This window comes from Terrisporobacter hibernicus, assembly GCF_020809405.1.
Taxonomy (GTDB): domain Bacteria; phylum Bacillota; class Clostridia; order Peptostreptococcales; family Peptostreptococcaceae; genus Terrisporobacter; species Terrisporobacter petrolearius.
Genome location: NZ_CP081135.1, coordinates 1,165,167 through 1,185,405 on the forward strand (window position 1 = coordinate 1,165,167; position 20,239 = coordinate 1,185,405).

The following is a 20,239-nucleotide window of genomic DNA, read 5'->3' on the forward strand; positions in this document are numbered from 1 at the left end:
TACACCTCGCTTTATATTTAAAATATATCATATTATTATTTTGCCTATTTTTTTAAGTAATATTTTTCAAGACAAAAAAAATCCTTACTATAGATGTTTTAGAATTGTACCAAGATACCCTCTTTTTTTCTATAATAAGGTTTAAATTTTATTATTTAATTTTATCTAAAAGTTCAATAGTATACTCTGCAGTAAGATTAAACTGTTTTACCTTGTCTATTGTCCCTTTATTATCTCCTTCTTGTAATCCATAATCACCAAACTGACTGTGATTTCCTCCATCTATTTCAATAAACTTTGCATCTTTAGGAAGATTATCTTTGGAATCAACTAAATTTTCCTGATTTACTACACCATCCTTGCCACCGTAAACTGATATCACTTCTAAATCTAAATCTTTCAATTCATCTCCATTTGGATAGGATGCATAAAGAGCAACACCTTTAATATTATCATGAGTACTTGCATACTTTGATGCCATCACCCCACCAAGTGAGTGACCTCCTATTGCCCAAGTGTCTATTTTATCGTAAGCTGCTATTATCTTATCTGCTTCATTTGGCGATAGTATAGCTAAATTCAAAGGCATCTTAGCTATTATAACTTCATAACCTTTCAAAGCAATCTCTCTACATATAGGAGCATATGCTTCTGGTTTTACACCTCCACCAGGATAAAAAATAAATCCCTTACTTACTTTTTTATCTTTTGGTGTAAATGATATAAAATCATCATTATTAATTTCAACCTTATTATCACTGATTAATGATTCTTTAGCTAAAATATCTGGTTTATAAGCTTTGGATGTCCACATTCCCATTCCAATTACGATTATTCCCAAAATAATACCTATGGATATTATAATCTTTTTCTTCATATTTATTTTCCATTCCTCTCTATCTCTTTATATAAATATACTCATTATTAAATAATATATCATAAAAACTAAATGACTTAAATTTTTTAGTATTTGTAAGTAAAAAAGACTATGAAATTTAAGTTATTTTCATAGTCTTTAAAGTGTATTTGCATTATAATCTTAATTTTTAATCAGATAAGTATATTATTTTATTGCCTTTGCTATTTCATCTATCATTATGTTTGTTGATTCTATACCACCAGTCATTGTATACCATACTACAGAATCTAAATATACTATCTTATCATTTTTAGCAACATCTGTTTTGTTCATTATTTCATTATCAAATAAAGTTTTCGCACTTTCACCTTTACCTGTTACTGCTCCCCTATCTACAACAAACACATAGTCTGAATTATTTTCTAAGAAATATTCAAATGTTATTTGTTGTCCATGAGTAGATTCTTCTATATTTTTATCTAGTTGTTTAAATCCTAAGTCACTATATATTATTCCATATCTTGAAGCTTGTGAGAATAAACTTACTCCACCTTCATTTGCCATAACTACTGAAGCTGATACTCCTTTTTTACTTACTTCTTTCTTTAAATCAGATACTTTTTTTTCTATTTCATTTAATGCTTTTTTTACTTCATCTTGTTTATCAAATATGTTTCCTATATCTGTTGCAACAGCTGAAAATGAGTCCATATAGTTTTGACCATCTACTTCTAAGTATACTGTTGGAGCTATTTCTTTAAATGAATCTATTTGCTCTGCTTGTCTTCCTCCTATTATTATTAAGTCTGGATTTAATGCTTCTACTGCTTCAAAGTCAGGCTCCTTTAAGGCACCAACATTTGCGTATTTATCATCTGCATAAACTGATAATATTTCTGGTAAAGTTCCACTCTTAGGTAGTCCAACTATATCAACATCTAAATTTTTTAATATATCTGCCACTCCATAATCAAAGACTACTACTCTTTTGGGATTTTTATTTAGTTCAACTTTTTCACCATTAGCATCAGTCACTGATATTTTAGTTGTTGCTTTGCTATTTGAGTCAGTATCTTTTTGTTTTTTCATTCCTATTGAGAATATACCTATTATTGCTATTAGTGTTATACTAATTATTAGTGCTATTTTTTTGTTCATTTTGTCATCTCTCCTTTTATATAGATAATTATTATCATTATCATTTATTTTATATTTTTTTACTGGCATCTAAGCCAGCATATTTTAAACCTTATTAAAAATAGATACTTATTTTATTTCCATCTATTTCTTCAACTTTAAAATCCATTTCATAAATGCTCTCTAAAGTCTCTTTGTTAATTATTTCTTCTATAGTTCCTTCTTTAGCTATAACTCCATTTTTCAAACAGATAATATAGTCTGAGTAACAAGATGTAAAGTTTATATCATGCATAACAAGTATTATTGTCTTACCTAGATCATCACAAAGTTTTCTAAGAACTTTCATCATCTGAACAGAATTGTTCATGTCTAAATTGTTAAGTGGCTCATCAAGAAAAATATACTCTGTTCCTTGGGCTATAACCATTGCTATATAAGCTCTTTGCCTTTGACCACCACTTAGTTCATCTAGATATTTGTCTTGCATATTAGTAAGCCTCATATAGTCTATAGCTTCTTCAACATATTTCATATCTTCTTTTCTTAGTTTACCATCACAATAGGGAAACCTTCCAAAGCTTACTAGCTCCCTTATTGTAAGTCTAATATTAATATTATTAGACTGCTTTAATATGGCTATCTTTTGAGACAATTCTTTTTTTTCCCAACTTTCAAGTTCTTTTCCTTCTATAAAAATTTGTCCACTATCTCTTTTCATAAGTCTTGTTATCATAGAAAGAGCAGTACTTTTGCCAGCTCCATTGGGACCTATAAATGAAGTTATCTTTCCTTTTTCTATTTTAAGAGATACATCGTGTACCACATTTTTATCATTATACTGTTTACTTAAATTTCTTACTTCAATCATATTCTGCTCTCCTTATAAAGTAGATACATAAAGTAGATTCCACCTATCATATCTATTATTACACTAACTGGTGTAGTTAAATGTAATACTCTTTCTATCATCAATTGACCAAATACTAAAGCAAATATACTGACAAGTACTGATACAATTATTAAATAGCTATGTTTGTATGTTTTCATCATTTCACGAGTAACATTTGCTACTAATAATCCTAAAAATGTTACTGGTCCAACTAAAGCTGTTGATACTGCTATTAATACTGATATAATTATTAATGATTTCCTCATTATATTATCATAGTCTACACCTAAATTTATGGCTTGATCTTTTCCTAAACTCATTACATCGAAGTACTTAATATCATCAACTACAAAAGGAATTATTAAAAGTATTACTATTATAGATAAAAGTAATATGTCCACATTTACATTGTTAAAACTTGCAAATAATTTTGACTGAAGTACTAAATATTCATTTGGATCTATTACCATTTGCATAAATGATGACAAACTTTTAAAGAATGTTCCACAAATCATTCCTACTAATAGTACAAACATTATATTAGAATTTTCTCTTTTAAATACGATTTTGTATAAAGCCATAGAACCCAAAACCATAAATACTACACATATTAAGAAGTTTAGTTTTTGATTTGATGAAAATACACTACTTGATCCAAAAACAAATATTATTACTGTTTGTATTGCTACATATAATGAATCTATACCCATTACACTAGGTGTTAGTATTCTATTATCTGTTATAGTCTGAAATATTATTGTAGAAAAGCCAATACATCCACCTGTAACTACTATTGCTATTAATTTTGGTATTCTTTTTGATAAAGCATATTCCATACTTCCCGAATTAATTTCTAGAGTTAAGAATAATGCACAAGAGATTAAAATTAATAAAGATAAAATAGCTATAGGCATATTTAAATTTTGTTTTTTATTTTTTATTTTTTTATTTACATAGTTTTTATTTTGTACATTAACTTGCATATGACTTCCTCCTTAATATTAAATAAAGGAATATTCCACTTCCTATAACTCCAACTGTAAGTCCAACAGAAAGTTCATATGGATAAATTATTGCTCTAGCTGCTATATCACAAACTAAAACAAATACTGCTCCAAATAAGGCTGTATCCCATATATTTTCATGAACATTATCACCTTTATACAAAGAAACTATATTTGGAACAATTAATCCTATATAAGGAATTTCTCCTGCTGTTATTACTACACATACTGTAACTATTGAAACTATTACAAGACCAAGATTAACTATTTTTTTGTAATCAAGACCTAGGTTTGTTGCAAAGTCTTCTCCCATGCCTGCCACTGTAAATTTATGAGCAAATAAAAACGCTACAATCATAAGGGGTATAGCTAAGTATAATAATTCATAATTTCCCTTTAAAATCATGGAGAAGTTACCTTGCATCCAAGAGCCAACATTTTGCATTATCTCAAATTCATATCCTATGTATGTTGTTATAGATCCTATTATATTTCCAAACATTATACCAACTAGTGGTACAAATATTACACTTTTAACTTTCAAATTTCTTAAAAATGTCATAAAAATTAATGTTCCAGCCAAAGCAAATACAAAAGATATCATAGCTTTTTGCATTATTGTTGCTCCTGGTATAAGAACCATAGCTGTAACTATTCCCAACTGAGCTGAATCTATTGTGGCCCCTGTTGTTGGAGAAACAAATTTATTTTGACTTATTTGTTGCATTATTAACCCACATATACTCATAGCACTTCCTGCCATTAATATGCTTATTAATCTTGGAAGCCTACTTACCACCATAAGATGTATGGCATCTTGATCTCCATTTAAAACATTCATTATATTTATATTTTTAGCTCCTAAAAATATAGAAACTAAAGATAATCCAATTAACATTATGATTAAATATCTTTTTTTCATTTTTATCTCCTGCTGTACTTATTTTTGAAATTAAGTTTCATATTCATATGATATTTATTATCATTTTGATATTTATATCATACAGTAATTGATAATAGTTTTCAATACCTATTTTGCAATTTTATTAATATTTTTGCATTAATTTATTAGTATTTGTAATTTATCCATAAAAAAACACCCTGATTTTTATAAATCAGAGCGTTTTATCCTAGTTAAACATAATATCAATTTTCTCTATATTGTAGCTATCATTTTCAATAGTCATAATTATAAAGTTTATAGGCAAATTAAATCGTCTTTTACCGCAACTACCTGGATTTAACCAAAGTATATCTTCTATTTTTTCGCAAAAATATTTATGAGAATGTCCAAAAATAATTACATGAACAGACTTCAAATTTGATGAAATATCTTTTTTATTATGAACCATATAAAATTTAATATTTCCGATATTAAAATATAGTTCTTTTGGAAGTTCTTCTGCCCACTCACCTTTATCATTATTACCTCTCACCACATATACAGGTGCTATGTTTTGCAATTCTTTTAAAACATCCTTTGAGTTAATATCTCCACCATGTACTATATAGTCACATTTTTTCAAATAATTGATCACTTCTTCTCGTAATAATCCATGAGTATCTGATATAATACCTACCATATATTTTTCTTTCAATTTATTTTTCACCTTCAATTTGCTCAATTTTATTTTTCTTTACTACATTTTACTCTTTACAATATTCTTATAATTTATTTTTTATCATTTCATAATTAAATTGTATTTTGAATCGTAATGCAATCCCAAATCATTGCAAATACGTTTATTAATCTTAGTTAAAGCTTCATGATATTCTTTATACTTAGGCGATAGTAAAATCATATTTGGAATAAATATATCGTTATAACCACTATCTTGTAAACGCTGCATAAACTTTCTTTGGGAAATAAATGCAGGATGATATTTAAAAAAGAAACTATTTTTTATTTTAACACCTCTTGCAGTCTGTTCTTTTAACTTTTCATATCCTTCAGTTTTTATATTTGTATATTCTTTAGTCTTAGCATCCATTTGTTCTACCATTTTTGTCATATCTTGTTTAGGTAATAATTTATACATAATAAAACTGTTAATTTTCATCAATAAAGGTATCTTAATTTCTGCATTATCCCAAAATTCAATTATTCTTTTATATGCATCCTTTTGCTCTTTTGTTTCAATTTTTATTTGTAAATAAGGCATAAAATGATTCATAAAATAATATCCATAAAATCCTGGCATCATATCTTGTATTGCTTTTCCTAAAGTTTCATAATCTAAGTTATCGTATATTTCTTCCACGTCATTGTTATAAATAAATTTTTTTAAAGATTCTGCTTCGTTTTTATAATCTTCAAGCTTGCTTATTTTCTCTTGATATATATTTTCTAAGAATTGCTTATCCTTACTTTCAAGTAAAATCTTAATGTCCTTTATGCTAATACCCAGCTTTCTATAAACAGAAATTTCTTTTAAAATTTTTATATCTTCTTCAGTATAGTTTCTATATCCATTTTTATCTTTACTGACTGATAAAAGTCCTTGCTCCTCGTAATATTTAATTGCACGCTTTGTCAAATCAACAACTTGAACAACTTCATTTATTTGCATATTATTCACTCCTTACTACTTATTTAACACAAATTATATTGGTATACGTAAGGTTCAAGTCAATAAGATTTATGTAAATATGCTTCTTTTAATAAATTCTTCTTAATTTTAAAAAATAATTAGCCTAGTTAATCCTATGAATTATCTCTTTTAACCTTTACCTGTTTTTTCTTAATCATAATTTCCTTATGATCTTTTAAAAATGATTTTCCTTTATGGTTTAAAATGTCCACATATGAACATGTATCTTTTACTTCAATTACACCAATATCTTCATTACTTATTCCGTCAATATTACTAAATGCTCCAACTATATCTATAACTCTTATTTTTTTCTTCTTTCCAACATTCAAGTAAACTTTAGTTATTTCATCATTTGAATTTTTAACTTCTTCTTTTTTATTCCTTTTATTGTTTAATAAACTATTTTGTTGTTGAGTAAATTTAATTTTGCCCATATTTACTTCATTGTCATCAATACTTTCTATTTCTTGTATTTTATCTTGCGTATATTCTTCTATTTCCTGAAGATATTTTTCCTCTCTAGGTGAAACTATTGTAATAGCTTTTCCCCATTTATCTACTCTTCCTGTTCTTCCTATCCTATGAACATAGTTTTCTTTATCCCTTGGCACATCATAATTTATTACCAGAGAAATATCTTCAATATGAATACCCCTAGCTGTAATATCACTACTTACTAATATATTAAATTTATTTTTTTTAAAATCTTTGATGATAAATAATCTTTTATCCTGAGACATTTCACCATGTATTACTCCAACAGAGAACTTGTCTTTTTTCATATTTTTGTAAATTTCATCTACTTGATTTCTTGTATTTGCAAAAATAATTAAAGATTTTGGACATTCCTTATAAATAATTCTTTTTAATAATTCATACTTATCATTTTCTTCCCTTTTAATAAAATATTCACTAATTTGATTTTTTATTTTTTCATCATCTTTAATATCTATCCTAAGTGGATTTTCCATATATTTATTACAAATTAAATTTATATTGTCATCTATAGTTGCTGAAAACATACCCTTACATGATTTTTTAGGCAATTTACTCAATATAAATTCCATATCGTCAACAAAGCTTTTATGTAACATTTTATCCGCTTCATCAATCACAAAATATTTTATATTACTTAAATCAATAGTTCCTCTGCCAATATGATCAATTATTCTTCCAGGTGTAGCAACTACTATATGAACCCTTTGCTTTAACTCTGTTACTTGCTCCCTTAGTGGTTGCTTTCCAAATATTGCACTACATCTAACTTTTTTTATTCTTCCTATATTTTGTATTTCCTCTTTAATTTGTAGTGCTAACTCTCTTGTTGGAGCTATTATTAATCCTTGTACTTTGTTATTATCTATATCAATTTTTTCTACCATTGGTACAGCAAAAGATGCTGTTTTTCCGCTTCCTGTTTTAGATTTTACTATTACATCTGTTTTTTCCAATAACCTAGGAATAACTTCAATTTGAACTTTTGAAGGTTTTTTATAATTTAAGTTATTTAGTGACTTTATTATCTTTTTATCTAAATTAAATTTTTCAAATTTATTATTCATTTTTATCTCCTTAATTTCATACATCTCTTATTATTATAATTGTCTAACAAATATTATTCAAAACAAAAAAGTCAGCATTACTAATTAATGCCGACTTTTATATTTAAGCTACTGCTTTTTCTTTATTTACTTTAGTGTAACTTTTTACTTCCTTAACTAATACTGCTGCTATTATCACTATAGCAATAATATCAGCTACTGGTTGCGAGAACCAGATTCCATCTAATCCTAAGAACTTTGGTAATACCATTATTAAAGGTATTAAGAATATACATTGTCTTAGTAAGCTAAGTAGTATTGACATTTTTGCCTTACCAATTGATTGAATGTAGTTTGTACCTATAATTCCCACACTTAATATTGGTAGAGTTATTGTGTATTTTTTAAGCCCATTTATTGTTATGCCCATAAGCTCTGGATCACTATTAAACATTCCTACTAAAAACTCTGGTGCTATATTTATTATCATTGCACCTATAACAAATATACATGTAGATGCTATTAAACATATTTGTAATGCTTTTTTTGCTCTGTCATATTGTTTAGCACCATAGTTAAATCCAACTATTGGTTGCATACCTTGACTTATCCCAAATGAAGGCATTAAAAATATCATTGAAATCGAACTTATTGTAGCCATAGCTCCTATTGCTAAATCTCCACCATAAGTTTTTAGACTTTGGTTACTTATAACTTGAACTAAACTAGCTGCAAGCTGAATTGCAAATGGCGATACACCTATTGCTAAAATAGATTTTGCTGCATTTTTATTTAATCTAACAGTTGATAACTTAAATTCTAGATTAGATTTTTTTCTTAAATAATATGAAAGTCCCCACATAGCTGTTATAGCTTGTGATATTATTGTTGCAGTTGCTGCACCTTTGATTCCCATATTAAATTTAAAAATAAATAATGCATCTAATACTATATTTGCAACGCATCCAACCGTCATTATAATTGCTGATAATCTAGGATTTCCATCTCCTCTAATAACATTGTTAAAAAACATGGCCATTATAGAGAATGTTGTTCCTACAATAATTATATCTGTATATGATTTTGCGTAATATAAAGTTGCCTCACTAGCACCAAATAATATTAGTATCTGTTTTGAAAATATAAGTCCTAATACAGTAAGTGTAACACCTAATACTACTGATAATAACATACCTGTACCTATTATGTTTTGTGCTTCTTCTTTTCTACCTTGTCCTAATTTTATAGAAACATTTGTTGCTGAACCTACACCAACAAGCATCCCAAATGCTAGTGCTATTGTAAGTATAGGCATTGTAACACCAAGTCCCGCTATAGCCATTGAGCCTACTTCAGGTATATTTCCTATAAATATTCTATCCACCACATTGTAAAGTGCATTTACCATCATTCCTATTATAGCTGGTACAGAATATTTTAATAATAATCTTCCAACTGATTGTGTTCCTAATTCTACCTGATTTTTATTCATGCATTTTCCTCCTATATATTTATATTAGAGCAAACTCTTTTAAGTAGTTTTATCATTAATTCTCTTTCTTCTTTATTTAATTGCTCACTCATTTTTTCATCCCATTGATTCAAAATAAAGAATATATCATTCTTTACTCCTTTTCCTTCTTCAGTTAAATAAACCCTGTTAGATCTTTTGTCATTTTCATCTTTTTGTCTTCTTACAAATCCATTTTCCTCTAACTTTTTTATGGCTCTTGCTGTAGTTCCTTTATCTATTTTAAGAACTTCCGCTAGTTCCTCTTGATTTCTACCGTCTTCTATATAAAGTTCTAATAAGTACATGAACTGACCTTGACCTATATTATGTTCTTCAAGACCTTTACTTATAAAAATACGGCCTTTTCTATATATTTGAGAAATATATTTTCCAATATTGTCACAATTATTTTTTTTCATATACCTCTCCCCTTTCTTTATTTGGTTGTGTATGCAACTATACTAGTATAACATATTTAGTTGTGATTGCAACTATTTTTCGTAAAAATTTTATTTTCTTTAATAACTACATATAAATGAAAAAAGGATAAGTATTTTAAATACTTATCCTTTTAAAAACTAAACAATTATAAAGTTGATACTAAATATTTAGTGTATGCTATAAATGCCCTTGCTTCTTCCACAGTATTATAAAGACCTAAGCTAGCTCTTAACATTCCATTTGTAGGTTTATTGTTATAAGCATTATCACATGCAATTTCATCTTTAACTCCCATTAATCTATTCACATATGGGTGAGCACAAAACTTTCCAGTTCTTAGAGCAATTGCCATTTCATCTGCATATCTTTTACCTATTGTCTTATAATTTTCACCATCTATATTAAATACAATAATACCTAATCGATCATCTATATTTTCATTATCTCCATATAATATAACTCTGTCTATTTTTTTCATTTCTGAAATTATAAATTCTTTTAACATCATTTCATGTTCATATATGTTGTCAAATCCAATTTGCTTTAACTCTTGTAATGCTCTACCTGTTGCCATAGCTCCCAATGAATTAGGGCTACCTGCTTCATGTAAAGCAGGTGGTTCATCCCATATAACATCGTAATCTGTAACAGCCTTTACACATGCTCCTCCCTTTAAAAATGGAGTTACATTAGATAAATCTTCTTTAAGTCCAACTATTACACCTGTTCCATAAGGTGAATATGTTTTATGACTAGAAAAAACTAAAAAGTCTATTTCTTCTCCTGGCTTTTGACCTTTCATATTTACTTCTTTATGAGCAACTAATTGAGCACCATCTACTATTATTTTGGCATTATATTTATGACATATCTTTGCTATTTCATGTATAGGATTTATATATCCAGTTACATTTGATGCACCTGTTATAGTTACATATTTAATTCTACCATTATTTCTTTTTAGCTGATCTTCTATGTTATCTAGACTTATTCTACCCATTTTATCAACATCAATATATTCTACTGTAGCACTATATCTCCATGGTAAATCATTTGCATGATGTTCCATTCTTGTAGTAATTATTTTATCATCATTACTTTTTATTAACGCATTTGCAAGTAAATTCATACACTCAGTTGTAGTTTTTCCAAAAACCGCAGTGTATCTTGAATCACTTCCTACATTAAAAAAATCTAATATAATTTGTCTTGCATCCTCATATTTTTGAGTAGTTATTTCACTTTTCTGGCCAGTTCCCCTAGCTACTGCTCCATATGTTATTAATCCTTTACATAGTTCCCTATATGATGATTTTAACGATGGTGTAGTTGCACCATTATCAAACCCTATAGGCATAGCCATATTTCCATCTGCCAATTGAACTGGGTTATCTACTCCAATAAATAAATCTCTGTATTTATTATAATTATTATATATATCCATAAGTTTAGCATCCCTTCTTGTAAAATTATACTTTACCTATTTATATATATGACTCTACTTAAATAAAGTTACTTTGCATATATGATATACTTAATACTCTTTATATTTCCACAAAATAAAGGAATATGGAAAAACCATATTCCTTTATTTTTATAATATGTATTTATTTATAAACGATTTCATTTCTTTATTTAAATCCCCACAATCATCTACAATTTCGCATCTACGACATTCTATAGATTCCCCTTCTATAGCCGGATGTATTTCTATATTTTCACCATTACATAAAATTAAAAATCCTAAATTTATATCTTCATAAGCATTGATGTATGCATCTGACATATATATACCTTGTGAATTTCCCTTTGACTCATCATTAATAAGGTAGTTTTCACCATTTATACATGATAAATACTGTTCATTTCGCCTACCAAAGAAATAGTAAAGCTGCCCTTTATACTTTAATAATTCTTCAATTTGCTTACTTTTTTCATCTTCTTTTAAACATGTGCTTATACCTTTGTAACATGTTTTCACAGTAGCTTTTTTACATACTTCCTCATTCATTTTGCATAAATCAAAAGTTCTTAATTCCCCACTAAAAAAACTCATTTTATGACACCCCTTTATATGTTTGTAATTATATTGTAATTGAGAACAATATTATTTTCATTATAAAAAAATTTTTATACCACTGGTATTTTCTACCTATTTTAGGTTTTGCCCAAGAGATTTAAATATTTAAAAATACACTATTTAGACATACATACATTCTAATTTTTTATATTAATAAAGTAGAAATTATCATAATTTTAATTATGGTACAAGTTGTTGTTTTTCCTTAAAATAAAGATTAGAATGTTACTTATAACCGATGAAATATTAGAATAGATTATATTAATATGGAGGTTTATTATGAGAGAAGAAAAAATTAGTTTTAAAGAGTTTTTGTATGAAACATTCCTTCTTATTGTGGGATGTCTTTTGATAGCATTATCTTTTGTATTATTCTTTGATCCTCATTCAATTGCTCCTGGAGGATTAACAGGATTAGCAGTAATAATCAATTATTTATTTAATATCCCCTTATGGTTTGTAAACTTAATTTTTAATGTGCCATTATTTATCTTAGCATACAAAGTTTTAACAAAGAGAGAATGTTTGAAAACGTTATTAGGAATAGTTTTTTTTACTTTAGCGTTAAATTTATTCGAAAATTTTGCAAATTTCCAAATTACCAACGACGTCTTATTATCAACTCTTACTGGTGGAGTAATTTTAGGATTAGGGCTTGGTGTAATATTTAATATCAACGGCACAACAGGTGGTACAGATTTAATTGGCCTAATATTAAACAGATGGCTTCCATCCATTAGTGTTCCCAAGTTAATGGGAGTAGCGGATTTTATAGTAGTTATGTCATCAATATTCGCTACAGGGAAAATAGAGATTGGCTTATACTCTGCATTAGGATTATACATAGCTGTTGTAGTAAGTGATATGGTTATTCAAGGTTTTTATAGTGCCAAATCATTTACTATTATATCAAATTCACCAGATGAAATATCTAATGCTATATTAGAAAAAATGAATAGAGGAGTTACTATTTTAAGTGCAAAAGGTGGTTATACAAAAGAAGAAAAAGATGCTTTGCTTGTTGTTGTAGGCAAAAGAGAAGTATCTACCCTTAGAAAAATAGTCAAAAGTGTTGACCCTAATGCATTTGTAGTTATTACAGATGTTCACGAAGCACTTGGAGAAGGTTTTAAACAAATGTATTAACAAAAAGGTGGTATCTTTTTTGATACCACCTTTTTATTGTCTATAAACTTATAAAATTAGGCTTCATTTTGTCAAAAGTACAAACATATTTATATCCCATATCTTTTAAATTTTCATAAATTCTTTTAAATTCATGAGCTACTTGAGCTGGATTATGAGAATCTGAACCTGTAGTAATAATTTCTCCTCCAAGCTCTCTATATCTTTTTAATATATATGATGAAGGAGTTAAGTCTGGTAATTTGTATCTAAAACAAGATGTATTAATCTCTATTCCCTTGCCTTCATGAATTACCATTTTTAATATTTCATCAATTTCATCACCAAATATCTTATCATCTATTATATTGTTTAAATCACCATATCTTTTAACAATATCAACATGGCCAAGTACAGAATAATTTTTGAATTTTTTCATCATATTATATAAAGTTTCATAATACTGTCTATAGGCTTCTAATTGAGTTTTATCTTGATAAAATTTTTTTCCTATCAACTCATGCTTATCAATTGTGTGAATAGATGCTATGACAAAATCAAAGTCGTTATTAATAACATCTTCCAAACATCTATCTAGTACATGGTCTTGCAGTCCAATTTCTATTCCTCTTTTTATAGTAATATCATTTTTGTAAAGTTCATTATAATAATTCAGTTTAGAAAAATAGTCTTTATAGTTTACACTAATATCTCTCTCTTTATCATCTATTATTACACTGTAGTCTATATGCTCAGTAAAACATATCTCTTTTAACCCTAATTCTATAGATTTTTTTATCATATCATCCATGGGTGTTTTACTATCTTCAGAAAAACTTGAGTGCATATGATAGTCATAATACATAGTCTTTCCTCCTATTCATTATTTTTTCTTTGTTGTTGTATCTTCTCCAAAAGCACCATACCAATCTTCAGTAAATTTATCTACACTCCAATTAGTTAAAGGATGGTTCATCATTGCACTGCATATATCTGCTGGTACAGTAACACTATGGACTCCTGATTTCATTAATTCTAAAACTTGTTGACAGTTTTTAAAGCTAGCAGCAAGTACCTTTGTTTTCATATTATAAACATTTAATATATTAATTAAATCACTTACTACTGATATTCCATCTGCACTAATATTATCTAGTCTATTAACATAAGGTGCAACATAATCAGCACCAGCTTTTGCAGCTAAAAAACCTTGATGAGCAGTAAATATTGCTGTTGCAGTTATCTTTATTCCTTGTTTTTTAAGTTCTTTTATAGCTTTTAGTCCATCTTTTGTTACTGGTATTTTTACATACATATTCTTTCTTAGACCACTTATAAACAAAGCCTCTTCTATCATTTCTTCAAATTTTGTACTTACTACTTGTGCATGTATTGGCGTATCTTGACCTATAATTTCATCAATCTCTTTTATTAGTATTTCAAAGTCTTTTCCTTCTTTTGAAACTATACTTGGATTAGTAGTCACTCCATCTATACATAAATGAGTGTATAAATCTTTTATATCATTTAAATTTGCTGTATCTAATATTAATTCCATGATTACCTCCTAAATTTTGTATATATTATTAGAAAAAATCAGTCACCTCTATACAGAAGCAACTGATTATTTTTATTCAATATAAAGTATTAATTATTTTTTTATTAATATTTCACTACCAATTGATAGTTTTGGTACATCTAAACTTTCAACATATATACTTCCTGGTAAAGAAGCTTGTGTTGATCCATCAAATACTATAGTAACATGACCTAAGCTTACTAAATTTTGCTCTGCAATATTTCCAATTGCAGTTATTTTATATTCTTTTTCATCGATTTCAACTATATTACCAACTTCTATAGTTTCGCTTACTGGTTGTATATCTACTGTATAGCAGAAATCTTTTAATGTATCTGGAGCATTGTCTCCAAATAATATAAACATTGGCTCCCCTTCAAAAGCTGATACTTCTGAACCTATATTTTTTATTTTATTTTTGTATATTATTGACATTTCAAATCTCCTTAAGTTTACATAAAGTTTACATATATTTTAATCTATATTTTTATTTTATATTACGCATATAGTCCTATACTAGCTGCCCAAGCTATTAATACTCTTGGCACACCAGTTAAAAATCTTGAATATAATACAGCCGGAACACCAACTTCAACTGTTTCTGGGTCTGCTTCTGCAAGACCAAGTCCTACTGGTATAAAGTCACATGCACCTTGAGTATTTATTGCAAATAATGCTGGTAAAGCTAAACTTGGTGCTATATTTCCTTTTCCAATTTCCACACCTATTAATGTACCAATAACTTGAGCTATAACTGCCCCTGGTCCAAGAAGTGGTGATAAGAATGGTAATGAGCATATAAATCCTATTAATACAAGACCTATTCCTGTTCCTGCTAAAGGTGTCATTACTTTTGCAAATACATCACCTACACCAGAACCTTGAATTATACCTATTAATAATGCAACAAATGCCATAAATGGTAATATTGTGTTTATTACAGTTTGTACAGCATCACGAGCTGATTGATAGAAAGTGTTTACTACTTTTCCAGCTCCCATACCTATTTTAGTTAATAAGCTAGTACTTCCATCTTTTTCAGTAGTTTGAGTTATTTTTTTATCTGCACTATATTTAAACTCTCTTTTTTGTTCTGCTTCTTTTGATTTTTGATCTTCGTCAGAAGTTGTTTGTTTATTTAAAGCTCCTTGTGCTGATCTTATTTGATCAAGTCCAACTGCAGATACATATATATCTTCAGTTATATACTTAGCTAGAGGACCACTTTTTCCAACTGGCATTACATTTATAGTTGGTATTCTTTTTTGTGGATAGATACCACATCTAAGTGTTCCACCACAGTCTATTATTGCTAAGAATATTTGCTCTTCAGGTACAGATGTCTTGAAACCGTTTACCGCTTCACATCCAGTAAGTTCTACTATTTTATCTACTATATCTGGTTTAGCTCCACCACCTGTGATATATAAAAGTTTATTTTTTTCTTCTGTTGGTGTTACTGTTAAAGGGCCACCAAATCCTCCATTACCTTTTTTTATCTCAATTGTCCCGAATTTTGACATATTTATATCCTCCCTTAGATTTAGTCCTAAGCTGCTACAGCCTTAACTTCTTTACTTAATTCAATACCTTGTTGCTTCATAACCATTTTAGTTGTGAAGTCAGTTGCCCAACCACTCATAAAGTTACATACTAAACCTACTAATAAGTATCTTACTGCTAATGGCATTGTGCTTAGTCCTAATGTTGATATTCCGTTTGCTATTCCTAAAAATATAAATACTTCACCTGGATTTATATGTGGGAAAACACCACTACTTGTATGACAGAAATAACTTGCAGATGCGTAGAAACTTGGCTTATATCTTTCTGGCATAAATCTACCTAGAGATAGAGCCATTGGATTACCTAACATAAACGCCCCTAAGAAAGGAACTACCATATAACGAAGTACAGGATTTTTTGCGGAAAACTTAGCAAATCTATTTATTTTTTCCTCTCCTATTAATCTTATTATAGTGTTCATTGCTATTAATAATAATAAGACTTGAGGTACTATTCCTGTTACCCAACTTGTAAAAGTATCTGCTCCTAAAGCAAATAACCCCATAAAACCTTCTGCGAATTTTATAATTGCATCCATAATTATTCAAACCTCCATTAATTTATTTTTGAGTTGCTACTTTTTGTATTGATCCTGCAACCTTTTCAAAAGGACTTTTAGGATCTTCTATACTACCACCACTTGTTATAGTGATATAGTTTGAAGAGGCATCTAATATTGATTTTTGAACTTGTTTAGAATAAGATTTAACATGGTCTTTTGTTATATTAGCAATATCAATTCCGTTTAAATCATTAAATTCCTTAAATCTAGCAAGTACTGTAACACCAGATAAACACATTCCCTTTAAGATAATTCCTTTATCGTCTATTGCAAACATTGCTATTGACCCTGCTACAAATCCACCCTTTTTCTTTCCTATGGCAACTCTACCCATTCGTCTTAAATCTCTAAAGTTTAGATTGAAATTTTTCATTTGCATCATCGTTAATAAAAATTGTATTACATATGCTGCACCTAAACTTATAATTACAGCCCAAAATATCATATTCTTCACCTCATCCTTTAAAAAGTACTCTCTTCTTTTATCTTATAAAGAACTAAATCTTTATATTTTTTTAACCTAGATATTTCTTTTATTTTATTTTCATCTTTAGCAATGGAAATTATTTCGTTATAAATTTTAATTAGTAACATTTCATTCTCACCAAGCTCTTCTGGTATACCAAGTAGAAATACTAATTTTACATTTCTTTCTTTATCAATGATTAAAGTATCATCAAATACTCCAAGAGCTAAAACAATATTATCACTTTCATAATTTACAACGTGTGGTATAGCAATATGTTTATCAAAAACCATAGTAGAATTGTCTTCTCTCTTTTCAAGTCTTTCTTTAAATCCATCATCCACATATCCATTATTTCCAAGTGCATCAACCATTAAGTTTATATTTTCTTTGTAACTTAAATTATTATCTAACACGAAAAACTTTTCTTCGTCTAATAAATTTAAAAGTATGGAATCTATTCCCTGTAATAAAGGTACTTCTAGTTTTTGAGTATATTTAACTTGTTCTATTTGCTTTCTAAATTGATGTTCGTCAAATATCTCTTTCATATATATTATTGGTGTATTTATATCACAAGTTAATTTATATGTGGAACATATTAAGTCATATTTATTTAATAACTCATCATTAACTTCTGTACTAGAATACATATCTATTTCTGATTCTGGAGATAAAATTTTCTTTAACTGACTTGATATAATTCTTGCAGTTAATACCCCACTACCACATATAATAGCCACTCTATAGATTTTATTTTTATACGAGTTCTCTGATATAAAAACTCCGAAATACATAGCCATATATCCTACTTCATCTTTAGATACTTTTTTACCTAATTTATCTTCAACTATACATTTAGATAATTCTGCCATTTTAAATGCCACTGAATATTTTTCTTTAATATCTTCCAAAATAGGATTTTTAATTTCTATACCAAATTTCACTCTATTTATCATGAAAAACATATGATATACAAATTCATCAAAGAAATCACCTGGCATAATAGTTATATTCATCTGACTTTTTATTAAGGTTATTATTTCCTGCACTAAATCAATTGTCTCATCTGACACTTCAATTTCTTTTATTCCCTGAGAGTTTATCGGAGTTCTCATACTAATTATAGGTAACACCATAAATATTCTTTCATTTAAAGGAACTTTTACAGGTATAATTTTTTCCACCTCACCTAAAAGCTTGTCTACAAATTCAAATGTTTTTGTAGATTCTAATTCTATATACTTATCATCTAAATATTTAATTGTATAATCATTTAGCAATCTATCTATCATAACTGTAAAGAATTTTATAAAGTTGTCTATAGCTCCACTTCCTAAAGCATTTTTTCTACAAGTTTTAGATATTAATTCAATTATATCTTCATCAATTTTGAATTCTTTGTAAACTGAACCATACATATCTTGTAACAAACACATTCTAATATCTACTTCATTTCCTTCAAGAAATAATCCTGTATTCGTTTTCCCAACAATTTTTAAATTATGCTTTTGTATATTATTTCTTAATTTTTTTAGATCACCTATAAAAGTAGTTTTTCCTATATTCATTTCTTCAGCTAAATCGTCTATTAAGTATGGTTCATTACTATTCATTAACTTGTACAAGATATATGACATTCTATTTTGTTGCGAGTTAAAATAGTCATCTTGTATACCTAAGCTTTGCCTTACTACATCGAAGTTTTGTTGATCAATAATATAAAGTACATATTTACCTTTTTTAATATCAATAACCGCATACCCTTTTAGCACTCTATTTAATTCTTTTATCTCATTTTTTACAGTTTTTGTGCTAACACCTAATTTATCTGCAATAGATTGTGAAGACGTTAAATTACTTTGTTCTATAATTCTCAATATTTTACATAAGCGATTTTCTTCATTTATAATATTCATCAATAGCCCTCCCTATTGCAGATTTATATTATGATTATCCTCTAGTCTTTCCACCAGCTACATTTACAGTAACTCCGTGAATATATCCAGCTCTTTCAGATGCTAAGAAACATACTGTATTTGCTACCTCACTTAATTTTCCATCTCTTCCTATTGGAGTAGTAGATGACTTTGTATAACCAGCTCTTAATTGGTCTACTGTTATTCCTCTCGTATATGAAAGCGCTTCTTCATATGCTAAAGTTCTTAATCCTGTAGCTTCCATTATTCCTGGTGCTACCCCTACAACTCTTACTCCTTTTTTACCAAGCTCTTTTGCCCAAGATCTTGTAAATGAATTTACTGCATTTTTACTTGCTGCATATATTCCTTGCCCTTCAGAACCTTCAAGACCACATTCAGAAGACATATTTATTATTACACCATGTCCCTGTTTTACCATTTCTCTTCCTGCAATTTGTGCACATAAATATACTCCCTTTACATTTATGCCCATTACTTTATCATATATATTATCATTTAGTTCATACTTACTATTTTCTTCCTTATCATCAATTAGTAAAGAAGGTATATTTATACCTGCATTATTTACTAATACATCTATGCTTCCAAAAGTTTCTTTAGCTTTTTTTACTGCTGAACTTATACTTTCTTTATCTGTTACATTCATATTTGCATATAACATTTTGCCACTGTTTTCTTCTATTTGAAATTCTGGCTCATTTGGATTTAAATCACATACAACTACATTTGCCCCTACATTTAAAAATTCTTGTGCAACGGCTTTCCCAATCCCTGAAGCTCCACCTGTAACAAGGACTGTTTTATTTTCTAAACTTAACCATGATTTTTCCATTCCCTTGTCTCCTTATCTGTTATTTGTTAAGATAAGTCTACCAAATATGCCAATTTTAATTAATATCATCTTTTTCCCGGTAGAAGAATTTCTCAGTTATAATTT

21 protein-coding genes are annotated in these 20,239 nt (G+C 28.1%); 1 reads left to right on the forward strand and 20 read right to left on the reverse strand.

What is annotated here, in order from left to right; all coding sequences use genetic code 11:
• Positions 1-151 precede the first annotated feature (151 nt).
• The 12 genes from JW646_RS05585 to JW646_RS05640 all read right to left on the reverse strand — a co-directional run bounded on the left by JW646_RS05585 (position 152) and on the right by JW646_RS05640 (position 12,037).
• Entirely contained in the window at positions 152-877 is a 726-nt protein-coding gene (locus tag JW646_RS05585; protein WP_228416871.1) for an alpha/beta hydrolase, read from the reverse strand.
• 186 nt (positions 878-1,063) lie between these two features.
• The gene (locus tag JW646_RS05590; RefSeq protein ID WP_074920039.1) at positions 1,064-2,017 is read right to left on the reverse strand and encodes a siderophore ABC transporter substrate-binding protein; all 954 of its coding nucleotides are present in this window, start codon (positions 2,015-2,017) and stop codon (positions 1,064-1,066) included.
• 94 nt (positions 2,018-2,111) lie between these two features.
• The gene (locus JW646_RS05595; RefSeq protein ID WP_228416872.1) at positions 2,112-2,867 is read right to left on the reverse strand and encodes an iron ABC transporter ATP-binding protein; all 756 of its coding nucleotides are present in this window, start codon (positions 2,865-2,867) and stop codon (positions 2,112-2,114) included.
• Positions 2,864-3,871: an iron chelate uptake ABC transporter family permease subunit gene (locus JW646_RS05600; RefSeq protein ID WP_270302495.1), complete on the reverse strand. Its 1,008-nt coding sequence runs from the start codon at positions 3,869-3,871 to the stop codon at positions 2,864-2,866. The genes JW646_RS05595 and JW646_RS05600 overlap by 4 nt, the downstream gene beginning before the upstream one ends.
• A complete protein-coding gene (locus JW646_RS05605; RefSeq protein WP_074920037.1) occupies positions 3,861-4,814 on the reverse strand; it encodes an ABC transporter permease in 954 nt (317 codons plus the stop codon). The genes JW646_RS05600 and JW646_RS05605 overlap by 11 nt, the downstream gene beginning before the upstream one ends.
• A gap of 208 nt (positions 4,815-5,022) precedes the next feature.
• Positions 5,023-5,490: a metallophosphoesterase family protein gene (locus JW646_RS05610; protein WP_083399440.1), complete on the reverse strand. Its 468-nt coding sequence runs from the start codon at positions 5,488-5,490 to the stop codon at positions 5,023-5,025.
• Between the two features lie 84 nt (positions 5,491-5,574).
• Positions 5,575-6,462: a MerR family transcriptional regulator gene (locus JW646_RS05615; protein ID WP_228416873.1), complete on the reverse strand. Its 888-nt coding sequence runs from the start codon at positions 6,460-6,462 to the stop codon at positions 5,575-5,577.
• 134 nt (positions 6,463-6,596) lie between these two features.
• Positions 6,597-8,048 carry a DEAD/DEAH box helicase gene (locus JW646_RS05620; RefSeq protein WP_228416874.1) on the reverse strand — a complete coding sequence of 484 codons (1,452 nt, stop codon included), beginning with the start codon at positions 8,046-8,048 and terminating at the stop codon, positions 6,597-6,599.
• Between the two features lie 103 nt (positions 8,049-8,151).
• A complete protein-coding gene (locus tag JW646_RS05625; protein WP_148558306.1) occupies positions 8,152-9,519 on the reverse strand; it encodes an MATE family efflux transporter in 1,368 nt (455 codons plus the stop codon).
• An 11-nt stretch (positions 9,520-9,530) separates the two neighbouring features.
• The gene (locus JW646_RS05630; protein WP_074920033.1) at positions 9,531-9,959 is read right to left on the reverse strand and encodes a MarR family winged helix-turn-helix transcriptional regulator; all 429 of its coding nucleotides are present in this window, start codon (positions 9,957-9,959) and stop codon (positions 9,531-9,533) included.
• Between the two features lie 167 nt (positions 9,960-10,126).
• The gene (locus tag JW646_RS05635) at positions 10,127-11,425 is read right to left on the reverse strand and encodes an aminotransferase class V-fold PLP-dependent enzyme (protein WP_148558305.1); all 1,299 of its coding nucleotides are present in this window, start codon (positions 11,423-11,425) and stop codon (positions 10,127-10,129) included.
• 150 nt (positions 11,426-11,575) lie between these two features.
• On the reverse strand, positions 11,576-12,037 hold the full coding sequence (locus tag JW646_RS05640; RefSeq protein WP_228416875.1) for a hypothetical protein: 462 nt from the start codon (positions 12,035-12,037) through the stop codon (positions 11,576-11,578).
• Between the two features lie 303 nt (positions 12,038-12,340).
• On the opposite strand from JW646_RS05640, the gene JW646_RS05645 reads away from it, so the two are divergent.
• Positions 12,341-13,207: a YitT family protein gene (locus tag JW646_RS05645; RefSeq protein ID WP_148558303.1), complete on the forward strand. Its 867-nt coding sequence runs from the start codon at positions 12,341-12,343 to the stop codon at positions 13,205-13,207.
• Between the two features lie 40 nt (positions 13,208-13,247).
• Here the strand turns inward: JW646_RS05645 and JW646_RS05650 are convergent, their stop codons facing one another.
• The 8 genes from JW646_RS05650 to JW646_RS05685 form a co-directional block, all read right to left on the reverse strand.
• Positions 13,248-14,051: a histidinol-phosphatase HisJ family protein gene (locus tag JW646_RS05650; protein WP_148558302.1), complete on the reverse strand. Its 804-nt coding sequence runs from the start codon at positions 14,049-14,051 to the stop codon at positions 13,248-13,250.
• 18 nt (positions 14,052-14,069) lie between these two features.
• A complete protein-coding gene (gene fsa / locus JW646_RS05655) occupies positions 14,070-14,744 on the reverse strand; it encodes a fructose-6-phosphate aldolase (RefSeq protein ID WP_148558301.1) in 675 nt (224 codons plus the stop codon).
• 93 nt (positions 14,745-14,837) lie between these two features.
• Positions 14,838-15,200 (reverse strand): PTS glucitol/sorbitol transporter subunit IIA, encoded by a 363-nt coding sequence (locus JW646_RS05660; protein WP_148558300.1) that lies wholly within the window; start codon positions 15,198-15,200, stop codon positions 14,838-14,840.
• Positions 15,201-15,262: 62 nt separating this feature from the next.
• Entirely contained in the window at positions 15,263-16,288 is a 1,026-nt protein-coding gene (gene srlE, locus JW646_RS05665; protein WP_074920026.1) for a PTS glucitol/sorbitol transporter subunit IIB, read from the reverse strand.
• Positions 16,289-16,314: 26 nt separating this feature from the next.
• Positions 16,315-16,869, reverse strand: coding sequence for a PTS glucitol/sorbitol transporter subunit IIC (srlA, locus tag JW646_RS05670; RefSeq protein WP_074920025.1), 555 nt, complete (start codon positions 16,867-16,869; stop codon positions 16,315-16,317).
• A 22-nt stretch (positions 16,870-16,891) separates the two neighbouring features.
• Positions 16,892-17,338, reverse strand: coding sequence for a transcriptional regulator GutM (locus JW646_RS05675; protein WP_228416876.1), 447 nt, complete (start codon positions 17,336-17,338; stop codon positions 16,892-16,894).
• Positions 17,339-17,355: 17 nt separating this feature from the next.
• Positions 17,356-19,278, reverse strand: coding sequence for a BglG family transcription antiterminator (locus JW646_RS05680; protein WP_074920023.1), 1,923 nt, complete (start codon positions 19,276-19,278; stop codon positions 17,356-17,358).
• A 34-nt stretch (positions 19,279-19,312) separates the two neighbouring features.
• Entirely contained in the window at positions 19,313-20,134 is an 822-nt protein-coding gene (locus JW646_RS05685) for an SDR family oxidoreductase (RefSeq protein ID WP_228416877.1), read from the reverse strand.
• Positions 20,135-20,239: the final 105 nt, after the last annotated feature.